Origin of the sequence: Acinetobacter lanii (genome assembly GCF_011578285.1) — a bacterium.
In the GTDB taxonomy this organism is placed as follows: domain Bacteria; phylum Pseudomonadota; class Gammaproteobacteria; order Pseudomonadales; family Moraxellaceae; genus Acinetobacter; species Acinetobacter lanii.
Genome location: NZ_CP049916.1, coordinates 3,173,775 through 3,190,649 on the forward strand (window position 1 = coordinate 3,173,775; position 16,875 = coordinate 3,190,649).

At 42.1% G+C, this 16,875-nt stretch carries 15 protein-coding genes; 4 read left to right on the forward strand and 11 right to left on the reverse strand.

Annotated elements, in window-relative coordinates; translation table 11 throughout:
- A complete protein-coding gene (locus tag G8D99_RS14500) occupies positions 1 to 768 on the reverse strand; it encodes a TorF family putative porin (RefSeq protein ID WP_166327089.1) in 768 nt (255 codons plus the stop codon).
- 363 nt (positions 769 to 1,131) lie between these two features.
- Positions 1,132 to 1,902, reverse strand: a complete 771-nt coding sequence (locus G8D99_RS14505) for a TorF family putative porin (protein ID WP_166327091.1) — start codon at positions 1,900 to 1,902, stop codon at positions 1,132 to 1,134.
- Positions 1,903 to 2,229: 327 nt separating this feature from the next.
- On the opposite strand from G8D99_RS14505, the gene G8D99_RS14510 reads away from it, so the two are divergent.
- A complete protein-coding gene (locus G8D99_RS14510) occupies positions 2,230 to 3,588 on the forward strand; it encodes an OprD family outer membrane porin (RefSeq protein ID WP_166327093.1) in 1,359 nt (452 codons plus the stop codon).
- 119 nt (positions 3,589 to 3,707) lie between these two features.
- Here the strand turns inward: G8D99_RS14510 and ppa are convergent, their stop codons facing one another.
- Positions 3,708 to 4,244, reverse strand: coding sequence for an inorganic diphosphatase (gene ppa, locus G8D99_RS14515; RefSeq protein WP_166327095.1), 537 nt, complete (start codon positions 4,242 to 4,244; stop codon positions 3,708 to 3,710).
- Positions 4,245 to 4,360: 116 nt separating this feature from the next.
- Positions 4,361 to 4,759, reverse strand: coding sequence for an MAPEG family protein (locus G8D99_RS14520; protein ID WP_166327097.1), 399 nt, complete (start codon positions 4,757 to 4,759; stop codon positions 4,361 to 4,363).
- Positions 4,760 to 4,863: 104 nt separating this feature from the next.
- Here G8D99_RS14520 and G8D99_RS14525 point away from each other — a divergent pair, with 104 nt between their 5' ends.
- Positions 4,864 to 5,253, forward strand: coding sequence for a hypothetical protein (locus tag G8D99_RS14525; protein ID WP_166327099.1), 390 nt, complete (start codon positions 4,864 to 4,866; stop codon positions 5,251 to 5,253).
- A 70-nt stretch (positions 5,254 to 5,323) separates the two neighbouring features.
- Here the strand turns inward: G8D99_RS14525 and G8D99_RS14530 are convergent, their stop codons facing one another.
- From G8D99_RS14530 to G8D99_RS14555, 6 genes are all read right to left on the reverse strand, one after another.
- The gene (locus G8D99_RS14530) at positions 5,324 to 6,997 is read right to left on the reverse strand and encodes a long-chain-fatty-acid--CoA ligase (protein ID WP_166327101.1); all 1,674 of its coding nucleotides are present in this window, start codon (positions 6,995 to 6,997) and stop codon (positions 5,324 to 5,326) included.
- A 145-nt stretch (positions 6,998 to 7,142) separates the two neighbouring features.
- Complete coding sequence (gene parC / locus G8D99_RS14535) at positions 7,143 to 9,362, reverse strand: DNA topoisomerase IV subunit A (RefSeq protein WP_166327103.1); 2,220 nt, start codon at positions 9,360 to 9,362, stop codon at positions 7,143 to 7,145.
- A gap of 174 nt (positions 9,363 to 9,536) precedes the next feature.
- Positions 9,537 to 10,856, reverse strand: coding sequence for a niacin transporter NiaP (gene niaP / locus G8D99_RS14540; protein ID WP_166327105.1), 1,320 nt, complete (start codon positions 10,854 to 10,856; stop codon positions 9,537 to 9,539).
- 208 nt (positions 10,857 to 11,064) lie between these two features.
- Positions 11,065 to 11,709 carry a trimeric intracellular cation channel family protein gene (locus G8D99_RS14545; RefSeq protein WP_166327107.1) on the reverse strand — a complete coding sequence of 215 codons (645 nt, stop codon included), beginning with the start codon at positions 11,707 to 11,709 and terminating at the stop codon, positions 11,065 to 11,067.
- A gap of 60 nt (positions 11,710 to 11,769) precedes the next feature.
- Entirely contained in the window at positions 11,770 to 12,237 is a 468-nt protein-coding gene (locus tag G8D99_RS14550) for a YchJ family protein (protein ID WP_166327109.1), read from the reverse strand.
- Between the two features lie 104 nt (positions 12,238 to 12,341).
- Positions 12,342 to 13,922 carry a TerC family protein gene (locus G8D99_RS14555; protein ID WP_166327111.1) on the reverse strand — a complete coding sequence of 527 codons (1,581 nt, stop codon included), beginning with the start codon at positions 13,920 to 13,922 and terminating at the stop codon, positions 12,342 to 12,344.
- 347 nt (positions 13,923 to 14,269) lie between these two features.
- On the opposite strand from G8D99_RS14555, the gene G8D99_RS14560 reads away from it, so the two are divergent.
- On the forward strand, positions 14,270 to 14,944 hold the full coding sequence (locus tag G8D99_RS14560; RefSeq protein ID WP_166327113.1) for an LOG family protein: 675 nt from the start codon (positions 14,270 to 14,272) through the stop codon (positions 14,942 to 14,944).
- A gap of 62 nt (positions 14,945 to 15,006) precedes the next feature.
- Here G8D99_RS14560 and G8D99_RS14565 read toward each other — a convergent pair whose 3' ends face one another.
- On the reverse strand, positions 15,007 to 15,309 hold the full coding sequence (locus tag G8D99_RS14565; protein ID WP_166327115.1) for a hypothetical protein: 303 nt from the start codon (positions 15,307 to 15,309) through the stop codon (positions 15,007 to 15,009).
- Positions 15,310 to 15,456: 147 nt separating this feature from the next.
- On the opposite strand from G8D99_RS14565, the gene mdtD reads away from it, so the two are divergent.
- Complete coding sequence (mdtD, locus tag G8D99_RS14570; protein WP_166327117.1) at positions 15,457 to 16,857, forward strand: multidrug transporter subunit MdtD; 1,401 nt, start codon at positions 15,457 to 15,459, stop codon at positions 16,855 to 16,857.
- Positions 16,858 to 16,875: the final 18 nt, after the last annotated feature.

Here is a 16,875-nt window from a genome sequence, read left to right on the forward strand (position 1 = left end):
TTAGAATTCATATTTCAAACCAAAGACCACTTTATTTTTCAAGGATGTATCATCACGTAATTTTCCGCCAACCACAAAATCCATTGCCACACTTGCGCCAGTATCACCCAGTGGATGACTCAAACCAATATTGAAATGACGGAAATTAAAGTCTTCAGTGGTATTGAGTGCTGCTTCATGGTCTCCACTGTCATTGTTATAATACAAACCGACTGAAGTGTTCAAAGTGAAATCTTTCGGCAATGGATAACTGTAGCTACCTAGAATATAAGTATCCCCAGTATTGCCAAAAATCGAATCATCCAGAACCGTTTGTGCTGTTAAAGAAAAATCTTTGTAGTTCAGACCAATGATACTTTCAGGGAAATCTGAATCGACATCTGACTCAGTGTATAAATAATAAATTGCACCAACGGTGAAACCTAAGTCGTCGTTAATTTTACCGTTATAGCCCAAGTAAAAATCATGCTCAAAGGCTTTACTGCCCTCTAGCGATTCTGTCACCGGATTATAATCGGACAATGAATATCCTAAAGTTGAACCCCAGTATCCTGCATAAAATCCAGAGGCGTGGCTGTAGTCTAAGCCCCCTTGAACAGTTGCATTATCATTTTCAGGGCTGATGGTATTACCACGTAAAATATATTGTGAAACCACACCAATATTGCCAGAGATGCTATGTTCTGATGTTGGCTCATCGGCTGCAAATGTCAATGTTGAAGCCGATGCTGCAACGGCTAATCCGAGTAATTTGAGAGTCGATTTCATTGTTATCCCCTGCATGATCTATTGCATTTTTTTGTTGATACTTAAACTCCTGAGTAAGTTTGCAATAGCTGTGCCAAAGTCTGAGCAGAGAGTTAAGAATATTTTTTAAAACATTTAAGCTATTAATTTTTGTTATTTTTTTATTTTATCTTTTGAATCTACCTGATACTGAATCGGCCTATTTATTAGAATAGCTCAGCATATTTACAATAAATCACAGTCTTATAAATGTTTACATATCGCACTATTTAAAGACTATTCTTTAATCAATCGATTTATTCTTGTTCAAAAAAAGTGCACTTTATTGCGTGCACTCTTTTTTAGCGTGTTCGATGCCTATTGGGCTGTTAAATGTGGATTGGTTTAGAAACTATAACTGACACCGAATACCAAGTGATCGTCTAAATTGCCATTTTCACGGTCCTTACCGCCCCAAATATAATCAAGTGTCATATCGACGCCCACATCGGGAAAGGATTTACCCACACCGAAACGTAGTTCATTCAACACCAAATCTTCCGTGGTCGAGATCATGGAATCATCTTGGCTACTGTTAAAGATATTCACGCCCACCAATGTATTTAGGGCAAAGTCATACGGGAGTGGATAACTATACGCTGCGCTTAAGTAGACATCACCGGCATTGCCATAATTCACATCAGACAATGCCACCCCCAAGTTCACAGCGAGGTTTTTATAAGCCACTTCAGATACCCATTCCGTACCGGTGGTACGGCGCTTTTCACTGCGATCATCGTTATATACTGAACCACCACGATGATAGAAATAAGCAGCCAATTTGGTATTGAAACTTAAGTTTTCTGTTAGCTCACGCCCATAACCAATATAGAAGTCATTTTCAAAGCTGTTGTTTCGGCTTTCATCAGATGGATCGTAATCTAAAGTTGAACCCCAATATTCAGCTAGGAAACCACTCTTATGGACATATCCTAAGCCCCCTTGAATCGACAGATCATGATTTTCAACGCTGCCTCGATACACGTATTTAGATACTACACCAATATTTCCGGAGAACGTATGTGTCGGTGTGGCCTCTTCAACTTCCGCCCAAACAGCTGTGCTAGAGAGCATCATCATGGTTGCTAAAATTTTTTTATACAGAGCACGTGGCATGAGCAAATAACCGACTGAAAGAGAATCGAAAGTTTACCGATTTTAAAAAAAAATGCTTAAAATTAATCAGAAAAAAGTGCATTTTGGTGAAAAAAAAGACAATTAAAAATAAGATTAAAAATAATGTAAAAAAATAATTATATGAATAATATCAATTTATAAATGAAATCGAATCTATTTATGTTTAAAAAAACCGCAATATTCCAATAATGTATAACTTTAATCAAAAATAATTTTAATAAACCAGTCTTTTTTGTTATACATTATGTATACAATTTCCCCATGTTTACTTTTTATTGATCTAATTTGATATAAGGCTTCTTACCAATGCAAAAACCAAAAAAATTTACATTGGCAGTACTCATACAAGCTGCACTCATTTCTACAGCTTATGCTAGTGAACAAAGCGAAGCCAAAGGATTTATCGAAGATGCCGAAGGATCGGTCCTGTTGCGTACAGGTTTTATCACCCGAGATCGAGATAATGGTCGAACAGACACCAGTTCTTTAGGTCAAACCGCGATTTTTGATCTTGAATCTGGCTTTACCCCAGGTGTGATCGGCGTGGGTGTCGATGTGGTCGGTGATGTTGGTTTTAAAATTGGTAAAAACCGTCACGCAGGTAATGGTATGTTGCCACTGAAAAACGATGGCAAAGTGACAAATGGTTTAGTTGATCCATATGATACTTGGGGTCGTGGCGGTGGTCGTGTCAAAGCCCGTATTTCAAATACCACCATTTCTTATGGTACGCATGTATCAGATTTACCTGTGTTAGCGAGTAACACTGCACGTTTGGTGCCTGAGTACTATACGGGCTTTATGGTCAAGAGCCGTGAAATTAAAGATCTAGAATTAGTGGCAGGTAAATTCACCAAGAACCAATATTCTGACCAAATTTCATCTGACCAAATTGGTTTAGACCGTGCGGTGTTCTGGGGTGCATCTTATAAATTCAATGATCAACTCAATGCATCTTATTATGGTGTTCAAGTCAAAGACCTGATAGACCGTCATTATTTAAATACCTCTTATAAACAAAATTTCGCCGATGACAGTTCTTTAACTTACGATTTCACCGGTTATTACACCAAATTTGATAAAAATGCCTCGACGGCTTCTGCAACCGGTTATGTTCAAGAAGGATACGATAATGACAAACATGATAATTACGGTAAAGCAGGCGTAGATAAATCTAACAGCATTTGGAGTATCTCTGCGGACTATAACAAAGGCAATCATGATGTCTTAGCAGCCTACCAACAAAATACCGGTAGTGTTGGTTATGACTATGGTTCAAATGGTGATGGTTACCAAAGTATTTATATTGCGAACTCCTACCTATCTGACTTCGTAGGTAACCATGAGAAGTCAGTGCAACTACGTTATAACTATGACTTTAAAGGTTGGAATATTCCAGGGCTAACCTGGACCACGGCGTTTGTTTACGGTTGGGATATTGATGCTCGTGTGAAACAAGCGGATGGCAGTGTAAATATTGAAGAAGGTCGTGAACACGAATTCTTTAACCAAGTCAAATACACAGTGCAAAGTGGTTTTGCTAAAGGGGCAAGTTTACGTCTACGTAATTCAATGCTGCGTTCAAATACAGCCTACAACAGCCCATACATGGGGAATGTTGAAGAATGGCGTATCTTCCTTGATGTACCTGTAACCTTGTTCTAAGCGAATGTTCTCATCTGAACGTTCTAATGAGTATCAGTCATAAAAAAACCTGCATTGAATGCAGGTTTTTTTATTGCAGTGTCGCCACCGTTAAAATGGCGGAGACACTCAAAATAATCTTATTTGTTTGCTTCTTGGTAAGCCGCAATTGAGCTCAATACTTCTTGTTTCGCAACATCAGCACCTTCCCAACCACTCAATTTTACCCACTTGCCTGCTTCTAGGTCTTTATAGTGCGCAAAGAAGTGTTCTACTTGCTTGATCAACAAGTCAGGAAGATCGGTATATTCTTGAACATCTTTGTAAAGCGGGGTTAATTTGTCGTGTGGTACCGCGATTAATTTCGCATCTACACCACCGTCATCTTCCATGTTCAATTTACCCACAGGACGGCAACGAATTACAGAACCTGGTGCAACTGGGTGTGGTGTTACTACAAGTACGTCTAATGGGTCACCATCCAATGACAATGTGTTTGGTACATAACCGTAGTTTGCTGGGTAGAACATTGCAGTACCCATGAAACGGTCAACAAACAACGCATCAGAATCTTTGTCGATTTCGTATTTGATTGGCGCTGCATTTGCAGGGATTTCAATGATCACGTAGATGTCGTTTGGTGCATCTTTACCCGCAGGGATGTTACTGTAGCTCATAGGAAACTCTTTAACAGTGAAGTGTTTAATATTGTCGATTATAACGCTTTATCAAGCAATCTTAACCCGATTATACAATTTCAATGATATTTTTTGGTATGTCAAAGCATGCCTTTTTAGATGGTTCGAATCACGATCACCAACAATAAGATCGGACATGCCATCGATAAAAACCAAATAATCGATCTTAAGGTCGACAGATTCGCTAAATAGCAAATGCCATACACCACACGTAAAACCAAGTAAGCAATGCCAAGCATCATGGTAATGCCCTGTGGAATCACCATATATTCTGCCATTAAAATCGCAGCAATAAATAAAGGCAGACTTTCGAAACTGTTTTGTTGTGCTGCGTTGGCACGTGCTGCAAGCCCTGTCGACTTTGCCAAAAATTCACGTGGGTTCTGATTGTCTTGCGCTTTAAAACCCGCAGCGATTTTTGCAATCATGGTAAATGCATACGGCATTAAACAGGCAATTAAAATTAAATAAACGATGCCATCAATCCCATGCATGAATTTTCTATCCAATAAATTCTTATTGGGCATATCATAGCATGCGGTATATGCGATAATTTTTGTTTAATTATTGCCTTTTTGAAATTTTCACTGGAATCGCCATGAAAAATCTTGATCAGTCCGATCAGAAGCAATTTCTTGATGTGTTAGATCAGCAGAAAATCCATCAACGAAAAGTCGATCGTGTGCTTTATATTGTTCTCCCGATTGTTGCATTTCTGCTTTGCGTGATATGTGCCAATTACAATTGGCAATCGACGGCAGGCACCTTCTTTATGTTATTGATTGCTTTTATTGCAGTCGGTATTCGTCGTTTAAATCTAAAACTGTGGTTAGTGATCGTGGCTGTCTACAGTTTGGTTGACATTTATTTCACCTATTCAGGTCAACTGCCGATTCAAGCAGTCGGTCGTCAAATGGGCACCATGCTGACCTTTGTCGGAATTCTTGGGATTGGTCGTCCTTACTTTGACCGTTGGCTGATGAAATAAGCTTGCTCAAAACTGCTCCTTCTATTGCATAAAAAAAGCGCCATAACGGCGCTTTTTTTGAAGTTCTGAATTATTTACGTAAATCTTTACGCAGGATTTTACCCACATTGGATTTTGGTAATTCATCCATAAACTCAACATAACGTGGGCGTTTATAACCGGTTAAGTTTTGTTTCGCGAATGCCAAGATTTCTTCTGTGGTTAAAGATGGATCTTTTTTCACCACAAACAGTTTTGGCACTTCACCTGATTTTTCATCCGCAACACCAATCGCCGCCACTTCCAATACTTTTGGATGGGTTGCAATCACTTCTTCGATTTCAGATGGATAGACGTTAAAGCCAGATACCAAAATCATGTCTTTCTTACGATCGACGATTTTAAAGTAGCCGCGTGCATCCATAATTCCGATGTCACCGGTACGGAAGTAGCCATCAGCGCTCATCACTTTTGCAGTTTCATCTGGACGGTTCCAATAGCCTTTCATGACTTGTGGACCACGAATCGAGATTTCGCCTTGTTCACCTTGAGACAAATGATTACCTTCGTCATCCAAAATCGCAACATCAGTCAACGGCAATGGAATACCAATGGTACCACTGAATTCTTCAGATGCAGGCGGATTCGCAGTTGCAATTGGTGAGGTTTCAGATAAACCATAACCTTCAATAATGTTGGTGCCCGTGATTTTTTTCCATGCCGCAGCCGTTGAAGGCAATACAGCCATACCACCGCCCATCGCCATTTTAAGGTTGCTGTGATCGAGTTGTTTAAACTCTTCGTTATGCACCAATGCATTAAACAACGTATTCACTGCCGGGAAGAAACTTGGTTGATATTTACGAAGTTCTTTAATCACTGCCGGCAAATCACGTGGATTTGGAATCAAGACATTGGCTTGACCTTTATACATGCCGTATAGCGCACAGACCATAAATGCAAAGATGTGGTACAGCGGTAAAGCACAGAAAATACGGTCGTCTTTGCTGCCATCATGGTTGCCAAATTTACTTTGGAAAATACCATCGGCCTGCATTAAATTCGCCACCAAATTGCGATGCGTCAGTTCAGCACCCTTCGATACACCTGTAGTTCCACCCGTATATTGAAGTACCGCGGTATCACTCAAGGTCACCGTTGGGCGTTTATAATTGTTGGCATTGGCTTTGGCCATTGCTGCATTAAAAGTGATGTGCCCTGGAATATTCCATGCTGGAATTTGTTTACGTACTTTACGTAAAACAAAGTTCACTAACGTACCTTTAAGCACACCGAGCATGTCACCTACAGAGGCAATAATCACATGCTTCACAGGCGTTTTACCAATAATAGTTTGGTAAACAGATGCAAAGTTTTCAATAATCACCAAAGCTTCAGCACCTGAGTCATTCAATTGATGCTCAAGTTCACGTGCGGTATACAGCGGATTCACGTTGACCAAGACAAGCCCTGCACGGAATACGGCCAATGCCACCACAGGATATTGCAAAACGTTCGGCATCATGACCGCAACGCGCGTACCTTTGGCCAAACCTAAGCTTTGTAGGTAAGCAGCAAATTGGCGGCTCGCAACGTCAAGTTCATTGAATGACAAGGTTTTATCCATGAAGATAAAAGCATCACGTGAACCAAATTTCTGGAAATTACGCTCAAAAATATCAATGAGAGAAGTGTTTTCCTGTGGCAATTCTACAGTTTCTGGAATCCCAGTCTTTTGGTATTCAGCGAACCAAACCTTTTCCATAATGCCATATTCTCCAATTAGTAATCCTTGGTTTTAAACTGTTCTTTTCATCATTGAGCTATTATTAAGATGTTGGTGCTCAATGACGCATCCATATCCATTTACGCAATCATATATAACGTATTTTGAACTATGGATGCTAGTTTTATCTTTGAATGAACAGTTTATTTGCTTTTTGATAACCGCGTGGTAAAAGTTGACCTTTGGTCGCACGTTTCGCCACGTATTTGTTCAGGTCATCACCTTTCAGTTTTAATTGTTGTTGTCCCGCAACCACTTGAATTATTTCAGTTAAATTAAGCGTTGTCATGGACAAAATCTGTTCACTTGTATCAAGTTGTATCAACTTATTGCCTTTACCTTTATTTAGCATTGGCAATTCTGACAACTCAACAATGAGTAAACGACCAGAGGAACTTAACAGAGCCGCATGGGTATGCCCTTCGATTAACTCAAGTGGCATCGCTTCTGCACCCTCACTTAAGCTCAAGAAGGCTTTACCGGCTTTAGCATTGGTGTCCAATTGCTTGGCTTGGGTTTTAAAACCATAACCATTTGAACTGACTGCTAATACTTCAGCTTCATCTTCCGCAATCAAGATTTGTTTAAAGCCTACACCGTTGGCAGGTGCAAGTTTTGAGCTTAAAGGCTCACCTAAACCACGCGCTGACGGTAACGTATTGATCGCCAGCGCATAACTCCGACCAGATTCATCTAACACATAAACTTTCTGATTGGACTTGCCTTGTGCATGGCTTAAGTATTGATCCCCGGCACGGAAGTTGGCATTGGCGGCATCCACATCATGGCCTTTGGCACAGCGAATCCATCCCGCTTCTGACAAAATTACCGTGACTGGATCGGCTGGCATCAAATCTTGTTCGCTGATCGCGGCAGCTTCGGCACGTTGTACAATTGGAGAACGACGTTCATCACCGAATTTTTTCGCATCATCTTTGAGTTCAGTGATGATGAGATTTTTCAATGATTCAGGATTTTCCAATTGTTCACGAATAACCGCAGCTTTGGCTTCAAGTTCATCTTGCTCACGGCGCATTTCCATTTCTTCAAGCTTGGCCAAATGACGAAGTTTCAGTTCTAAAATGGCTTCTGCTTGAATCTCATCGATGCCGAAACGTTCCATCAGAACCGGTTTCGGCTGATCTTGTTCACGGATGATTTCAATCACTTCATCAATGTTCAGATACGCAATAATCAAACCGCCCAAAATATGCAGACGTTTTTCGATTTTGTTTAAATGATATTGCAAACGACGTGTCACGGTCTGCTTACGAATCTCAATCCATTCCAACAAAATACGACGAATCGATTTCACTTGTGGACGACCATCCGCACCGATCATGTTCATATTGACACGATAGCTCGACTCTAAATCAGTCGTGGCGAATAAATGGCTCATCACTGCTTCGGCATCAATACGATTTGAACGTAGGACAATCACCAAACGGGTTGGATTTTGATGATCCGATTCATCACGCACATCACTAACCAAAGGCAGTTTTTTTGCGGTCATCTGGTCGGCAATCTGACTGATGATTTTGGAACCTGAGACTTGATACGGCAAGTCACTGATCACGATTTCATTTTTTTCAATCGTGTAGACCGCACGCATACGGTAGCTGCCACGCCCTGTTTTTTGCAGTTTAAGCAGTTCTTCCGGTGGTGTAATAATTTCTGCTTTGGTCGGTAAATCCGGCCCCGGAATATATTCTACTAACTTTTCATCGCTGACATTTGGGTTACGAATTAAAGCAATCGTGCCTTTAACCACTTCACGCAAGTTATGGGGCGGAATATCGGTGGCCATACCCACGGCAATACCGGTTGTACCATTTAAAAGAATATTCGGTACACGTGCAGGTAAATTCACAGGTTCTTTCATCGAACCATCGAAGTTGTCCTGCCAATCACAGGTGCCTTGACCGAGTTCAGACAGTAACACTTCACTGTATAAAGATAGTTTCGCTTCGGTATAACGCATTGCGGCGAAAGACTTCGGATCATCCGGTGAACCCCAGTTGCCCTGTCCTTCAATGAATGGATAGCGATAGCTGAAAGGCTGTGCCATAAGCACCATTGCTTCATAACACGCAGAGTCGCCGTGTGGGTGGTATTTACCCAATACGTCACCGACTGTACGTGCAGATTTTTTCGGTTTACCACTGTGTTTTAAACCAAGCTCACTCATTGCATACACAATACGGCGTTGAACCGGTTTCAAACCATCACTAATGTGTGGCAAAGCACGATCCATAATCACGTACATGGCGTAATTGAGATAGGCTTGTTCGGTAAATTCTGCTACAGAACGATTCTCTGTCGCTTGATGCGCAAGGCTTGTCATAAAACCTTTCGTCCTTATCAAATATTTTTTGTGTCTAAAGTAGTAATGCTAAGTCGCAGGATGCCATGAAACAAGTGCATGGCGTAACACACTGCGACAATTTGTGTCTTATGGCGTAAAATTATCCATTTTTAATGATATGTTCAATCAGAAAATTGAATATTCACGTGGTTATTACAATCCAATCGATTCTAAGGTTTTACCTTTGGTCTCTTCACCCAATACCACAATCACCAAAGCCACCGCCAGTAAAACCGCTGTAAACATGATAAAGACATGGCTAAAGCCATTTTCAGCCACCATCATGTGCGTGACGACTAAGGGCGCAACAATCCCGCCCATGCGTCCTATGGCACTGGCCCAACCTGAACCAAAGGCACGAATATTGGCAGGATACTGCTCAGGCGTATAGGTGTATAACACGCCCCAAGCGCCCAAGTTAAAGAATGACATTAGACAACCCCAAAACATAATCATGCCCACAGATGTCGCTTGTCCAAAGAAATACGCCGAGATTGCACAAAAACCAATAAAACCAGCAAGTGTCGCTTTACGCCCAAGCTTTTCAACCAGCCATGCTGCCACCACATAACCCGGTAACTGTGCCAAGATCATGCCGAGCACATATTCAAAGGATTGCACAATGCTATAGCCTTCTTTGACCAATAAGCTTGGTAACCAAGTGAAAATCCCATAATAGGAATACACAATACCGAACCAGATCAGCCATAACATTAGGCTACGTTTGGCAAAACCACCTGACCACAGTTGACCAAACGACACCCCTTGTTGTGTTGCTACAGGTTTGACCTCAATCTGCTCAATGACTTCTACACCACACTGTGCTTCAAGTTTCTGCACCAAAGCATGCGCTTCATCAATGCGTCCACGATTGATCAAATATGGAATTGATTCAGGGACTTTTTTCAGTACCACAAACACATAAAGCGCAGGTAAACCACCAATTAAAAATGCCACGTGCCAATCAAATGACGGAATCACAAAATACGACACCAAAGCGGCAACCAACCACCCCAGTCCCCAAAAACTTTCCAGCAACACAATAAAGCGACCACGCACTTGCGCTGGTATATATTCACTGACCAAAGTCACGGCAACCGGAAGTTGCCCGCCTAGACCGAGCCCCACCACAAAACGAAACAGCAACAGCCAAGTCAAATTCGGTGCAAAGGCACAGGCAGCGGTGGCAATACTGTAGATCACCAATGTGCTGGCAAAGACTGCTTTACGTCCAAATTTGTCTGCCAAAGCACCTGAACAGACCGCACCCAAAGCCATACCGACAAAGCCGATGGAGACCACCCAACCTTTTTCAGTCGGTGACATGGCCCAATCTTCAGCCATTTTGGCCAAGATAAAGGAAATCAGTCCGGTATCCATGGCATCAAACATCCAACCCAAACCAATCACCCACAATAAAGTGTAGTGAAATTTACCAATCGGAAGACGTTGTACGCGTGAGATTAAATCCATAATCAGATCTCTAAATCGATGCAGTCAAAGTGTGGGAAATGAACTACTGTCTTCGCAACAGTTATTATTATTGTCGCTATTTTTTATCGCAACTTGTAAAACACATGCTCAGTAGAATCACCGGATCGCTTGCCTGTGATTCTACACGCTTCTTAACAATATTGTTTTTAAATGATGAGTCGACTTTAGCGCTTTAGTCAGTCAAACCTTAAGAGGCATCTTTAGACGAGGCTGACTGTTCATCGTCATCTTTATAAATAAACTTCGGCATTTCCAAGCCAAAATAAATCGCAATACAGCGCAGTGAAAAGCCGAAAACCAGCGTTGAAATAATGGTGATTTCCTGAGAAAAATTCAGTGTGGTGCAGACCCAATAGAAAATCACCGCCACAAAGGCAATGCTGGCATATAGTTCACGGCGGAACACCAAAGGTACATCATTACATAGAATATCACGCAAGATCCCACCGGATACCCCAGTCAACACTCCTGCCACTGCAGACACCACAAAGCCTTGTCCCATGTGCATGGCAATCTGACAGCCAATAATGGTAAAGCCAATCAAGCCCAGTGCATCGAGCAAAAGGAAAATTGAACGCAGTTGACGCATCCATTTCGCAATAAAAATGGTAAATAATGCTGCACAACAGGTTAAGACTAAATATTCAGGGTGCTTGACCCACGTTAATGGATAATGCCCAAGCAATACATCACGAACCGAACCACCACCCAATGCCGTCACACAGGCAATAATGATCACGCCAAACCAATCCATACTTCGCCTGCCTGCCGACAGCGCTCCTGTCATGGCCTCAGCCGTAATTGCGATAATATAGATAACCGTGAGTAACATCGCCCTGCTTCCATTGAGGGTAATTGATGCGCAACATTCTATGTGAAATCCAAAAAAATTCTACAAAAATTGAGCGCAACATTGCTTAAATTTCTTGTTTGAACCACAAATACAGGGCTGCTTCATGGTGATTTGCTGATCTGTAGTGGGATCGAGGAAATACCAAGCATCTTCAAACTTCACAAAATGCGAAACTTCGTGATGAACCTGTGCCTGTTTGCCATCATGATAGTGTGCTTTAAACTCAACTTGCGCATGATGCTTATCCAGTTTTTCTTGGGCTTGCACAATGTCCAATTTTAGCCATTGGTTTGACTTGGCCCAATCTGCAATCGCAGCCACATCCAAATGCGCCTGCTGTCCCAATGCGGTGGTGCCCACAATATAATCGATTTGTTGTTTGGCAAAGGCACTATAGCGTGAGCGCATGAGTTGTTGTGCGCTCTGCGCGTTTGCATGTCCGAGATGTAAAGGCTGACAACAGTCAGCATAGTGTCCAAGCCCACATGGGCAAGCCAATTCAGACATTCATTTTTCCCAAAAAAAATAGCACTCAATTGAGTGCTATTTTAACCAAACTTGGCTCACCATGCTGAGTTTAATCTCATACATGAGCCGTGTTCAGCAGCGGATTATTCTTGCGCCACAGGCAGGATATGCACTTTTTCAATCTTGTGCCCTTCCATCGTTACCACTTCAAACACATAGCCTTCTGCTTCAAACTTTTCACCATTTTGGGGTAAATGTCCGAGGTGGAATAAGATATAGCCTGAAAGGGTTGAATACTCTTCAGCGTCATCGACCAAATCACGATTCAACAGCAACGACAAATGACGAATATCGGTTGAGCCTTCTAAAATCAATGAACCGTCTTCTAAGCTTTCCGCCGCAGCATCGAGTTCATTTTCATTCGGGAATTCACCGGCAATGGCTTCAAGCACATCAATCGGTGTTGCAATGCCCTCAATTGAACCATATTCATTCAGTACAATCGCCATCTGTAGCGGTGCTTGACGCAGTTCTTCCATCACCATCAACACTTGCGCACTTTCATGCACAATCACCGGCTCACGAATGTGTTTTTCAAAGTTAAATTGGCCGAATTCGATATAGTCGTTCAACACATTGTGGGTTAAAACAATACCAGCGATGTTATCCAACTCACCATGCGCCACGATTAAACGTGAATGTTTCATCGACAAAATTTGCGCTTTGATTGAGGCTTGGTCTTCATTCAAATCGACCCATTCCAATTCTGGACGTGGGGTCATCACCGATTTCACCGGACGTTCTGACAGCCCCAATACGCCTTGTACCATTACGCTTTGATAGGCACCGCTTTCATCATTGCTAAAGATTTCATCTGCCAAGGCTTGTGTCGCCAACACATCTTCAGCTTGATTGTTTTGACCTTCAGCCGAAGTATTGGTTTTGCCACCTAACATACGAATCACCGCTGATGCAGTTCTGAAACGTAAATCGGTCGTCGTTACTGTTTTCTCTTGGTTACGGCGCATGAGTTGGTTCAAGAACTCAATCAAGACGGAGAAACCAATCGCTGCGTACAAGTAACTCTTCGGAATATGGAAGCCTAAGCCTTCAACGATCAGTGAGAAACCAATCATCATCAGGAAGCACAGACACAGAATCACCACGGTTGGATGCTTATTCACAAAGTCCATCAGTGCTTTCGATGCCCACAGCATAATCGCGACCGCAATCACCACTGCAATCATCATCACCGACAGTTGTTTCACCATCCCCACAGCGGTAATCACACTGTCGAGCGAGAACACGGCATCGAGTACCACAATCTGTACGATCACCATCCAGAATGCCGCATGTACCGGATTGTCTTCTTTGATTGCCGGTTTGCTTTCAAGGCGCTCATGTAATTCAAGCGTGCCTTTCATCAGCAAGAATACCCCACCAAACATCAAGATCAGATCACGTACCGAGAACGGGTGCTCAAACAGGTAAAAGAATGGATTGGTTAGGGTCACAATCCACGCAATCGATGCGAGCAAAATCAGTCGCATACCTAAGGCCAACAATAAGCCGACGACTCGAGCCTTATCGCGTTGTTCAGGCGGTAATTTTTCCGCCAAAATCGCAATAAAGACCAGATTATCAATCCCCAAGACGATTTCTAAAATCACCAGTGTCGCTAAACCGACCCATGCCGACGGGTCTGACATCCATTCAAAAATCATGCGCGCTGCTCCTGCTTCATTTTTGTTGTTTTTAATGTCAGGTCGAGAGGGTTAAAGCGAGTTTCAGCCGGATGCTGAAGGGTGAAAAGATTTAAAAAATATCGATTGGGGTGAGGACAATCACTACTCATATTGGTTCATTTGTTATAAAACTTAAGCTCAGTATAGGAAAGATTTTATTCAAATTCACGCTTTTTTCATGACAATAAAGACTGAGTTTTCGTAATTTTTCTCATTTGCTACAAATCATTGCAAAAGTTTTGTTTAAACACCGACAGTTGTCACTATTCTTGCTTAAGATCACAGTGAAAAAGACCCGATAAAAGTCGAGAGGACGAAATAGAAAGATGACTCACAATGCACTCGAAAAACCGATAAACACAGAACCTTCAGAACACGATTTAAATCACACCATAAAAACCGCATCTCCGACAAATACCACTCATAAAACAGCCAGCCAGAAATTAATTGCACTGTACTGCGGTTCACGCTTTGGCAACAATCCCATTTATAAAGAAAAAGCCATTCATTTGGCAGAAAGTATTGCCCAAAAAGGCTTTGGGATTGTGTATGGCGGGGCCAGCATTGGTCTGATGGGTCAAGTGGCAGACAGTGTGATTGAACAAGGCGGTGAAGTGGTCGGTGTGATTCCAAAGTTTATGTTGGATTATGAAGTCGCCCACAACACCCTAACCGAACTGCATGTGGTGCGTACCATGCATGAACGCAAAGCTATGATGGCAGAGCGTGCCAGTGCTTTTATTGCACTACCGGGTGGATTGGGCACCTTTGAAGAAATCTTAGAGATCGCCACTTGGGGACAACTCAATCAACATCAGAAACCGATGATTCTGTATAACGTCAATCGTTTTTATGATGCTTTGATTGCACAACTCGATCATGCCGTCAAAGAAGGTTTTTTACCGCCACAGCATCGTGCCAAGATTATTGTCTGTGATCATGCTGAACAGATTTTAAATGCGATTCGTAACCTGAATAGTCCGGCTGAATTTGTAGTTTAATCTTTGAGGTGGATATCAACCGCTATTGATCGACAGATCAATGTTGTTTATTTTCACCTCGTTTAACGTATTACGAAACTGATCAACAGTAAAATCATCGCACTGCCTAGAAGTACCTGGTATGCAATGACAAATTTTCGCGCTTTGCCTAGATCTTCGTGTTTATGCCTTGCTGAACTCAACATCATCCGATAATTTTTTGCATTTCTTTTGCCCCAGTTATAGGCCATAAAATCCAGATAACCGCTTACTTTTGCTGTTTTTTTTAGATAAAGATAAAAATAATAATTTGAAAAACTCAGCGCCGTCATACTCAACAAAAACAGCAACAGCATCAATACGCCCAATATGATGTCCTTATCCAAAATAATGTCCCTTTAATCTATTGATGATGCTTTACGCGAATGATTGAATGACGTGTACAAACGCCAATACATCAAAATATTGTTACAACTCTTTCAGCCCGCATCTATTAAACTATCATTAAATCAAACAGAAACAACCCTAACCCCATGAGCCAAGTCGCAACCCACCAAGCCCTACAACCTGAATTCCGTTTATTGGTTTTTGTGGTGTCTATTGGTTTCTTTATGCAGGGTTTAGACACCACCATTATCAACACGGCGATTCCCGCCATTGCCATCAGTTTAAATGAAGCGGCACTGGATTTGCACAGTGTGGTGGTGGCTTATGTGCTATCGGTGGCTGCCTGTATTCCTTTAAGTGGTTGGTTGGCAGACCGTTTTGGGGTGCGTAATATTTTCTTTGCTGCGATTGTGATTTTTACCCTCGCTTCATTAGGCTGTGGACTCTCTACCAGCTTAAATCAACTGCTGTTTTTTCGAGTAATTCAAGGCATCGGCGGTGCGTTTCTATTGCCTGTCGGTCGTTTGGCGATGCTGAAAATCATTCCCCGAAGCCAATTTCTCTCTGCTATGAGTCTGATGAGTTTGGCCGGACTGATGGGACCGATGATTGGCCCGACACTCGGCGGCTGGTTGGTGACCTACATGAGTTGGCATTGGATTTTCCTGATCAATATTCCGATTGGCATTCTCGGTGCGTTGGTGATTTTCAAAGCCATGCCCAATGCCAAAGAGACCAGCGTTAAAGCCTTTGATTTATGGGGTTTGATTTTACTGGCTACGGCGATGATTGGTTTGTCACTAGGCATTGAAAACTTTGCCAATAAACACAATGCAGCGTGGTTCAGTTGGACACTGATTGCAGGGGGACTCATTGCGAGCATCATTTATGCATTTCATGCCCATCTGCATCAAAATGCCCTGTTTCGCTCTAAATTATTTGAAAATAAAATCTTCACCGTGGGCATCTTAGGCAATTTCTTTGCCCGTTTTGGCGCCAATGCGATTCCATTTTTACTGCCCTTAATGTTGCAAGTCGCTTTTGGCTTTGACCCTTTTGTGACGGGTTTATTGATGATCCCGACTGTGGTCGGCTCTTTGGCCTCTAAACCTGTGGTACGTTGGATTATTCAACGCTATGGCTATCGTAATGTGCTGTTGGTAAATTCGCTCTTGGTGGGGGCATGTATCGCCAGTTTTGCCTTACATCAAGTCGATACCCCGCTGTGGATTCGCGTTGCACATTTTTTCTTTTTTGGCATGATCAACTCCTTGCAGTTTGTGTCGATGAATACCTTGACCTTAAAAGATCTTCCGCAACAAGATGCCAGCAGCGGCAACAGTTTTTTATCGATGATCATGATGCTGTCGATGAGTCTAGGTGTGGCATTGGCAGGCACATTGGTGAATGTATTTACCACGCATTTGGGACTCGATCAGACCTTAAAAGCTTTTCATCTGACCCTGCTGTGTTTAGGTAGTATTAACATTATTACCGCTCTGATTTTTTGGCAAATTCCGAAACAAGCTGATGACGACACTGCTTAGATCAATCTAATCTATCTA

Bases quoted from the DNA above. Each gene is read 5' to 3' on its own strand.
- G8D99_RS14500 (WP_166327089.1), bottom strand. From the start codon at position 768: ATGAAATCGACTCTCAAATTACTCGGATTAGCCGTTGCAGCATCGGCT.
- G8D99_RS14505 (WP_166327091.1), bottom strand. From the start codon at position 1,902: ATGCCACGTGCTCTGTATAAAAAAATTTTAGCAACCATGATGATGCTC.
- G8D99_RS14510 (WP_166327093.1), top strand. From the start codon at position 2,230: ATGCAAAAACCAAAAAAATTTACATTGGCAGTACTCATACAAGCTGCA.
- ppa (WP_166327095.1), bottom strand. From the start codon at position 4,244: ATGAGCTACAGTAACATCCCTGCGGGTAAAGATGCACCAAACGACATC.
- G8D99_RS14520 (WP_166327097.1), bottom strand. From the start codon at position 4,759: ATGCATGGGATTGATGGCATCGTTTATTTAATTTTAATTGCCTGTTTA.
- G8D99_RS14525 (WP_166327099.1), top strand. From the start codon at position 4,864: ATGAAAAATCTTGATCAGTCCGATCAGAAGCAATTTCTTGATGTGTTA.
- G8D99_RS14530 (WP_166327101.1), bottom strand. From the start codon at position 6,997: ATGGAAAAGGTTTGGTTCGCTGAATACCAAAAGACTGGGATTCCAGAA.
- parC (WP_166327103.1), bottom strand. From the start codon at position 9,362: ATGACAAGCCTTGCGCATCAAGCGACAGAGAATCGTTCTGTAGCAGAA.
- niaP (WP_166327105.1), bottom strand. From the start codon at position 10,856: ATGGATTTAATCTCACGCGTACAACGTCTTCCGATTGGTAAATTTCAC.
- G8D99_RS14545 (WP_166327107.1), bottom strand. From the start codon at position 11,709: ATGTTACTCACGGTTATCTATATTATCGCAATTACGGCTGAGGCCATG.
- G8D99_RS14550 (WP_166327109.1), bottom strand. From the start codon at position 12,237: ATGTCTGAATTGGCTTGCCCATGTGGGCTTGGACACTATGCTGACTGT.
- G8D99_RS14555 (WP_166327111.1), bottom strand. From the start codon at position 13,922: ATGATTTTTGAATGGATGTCAGACCCGTCGGCATGGGTCGGTTTAGCG.
- G8D99_RS14560 (WP_166327113.1), top strand. From the start codon at position 14,270: ATGACTCACAATGCACTCGAAAAACCGATAAACACAGAACCTTCAGAA.
- mdtD (WP_166327117.1), top strand. From the start codon at position 15,457: ATGAGCCAAGTCGCAACCCACCAAGCCCTACAACCTGAATTCCGTTTA.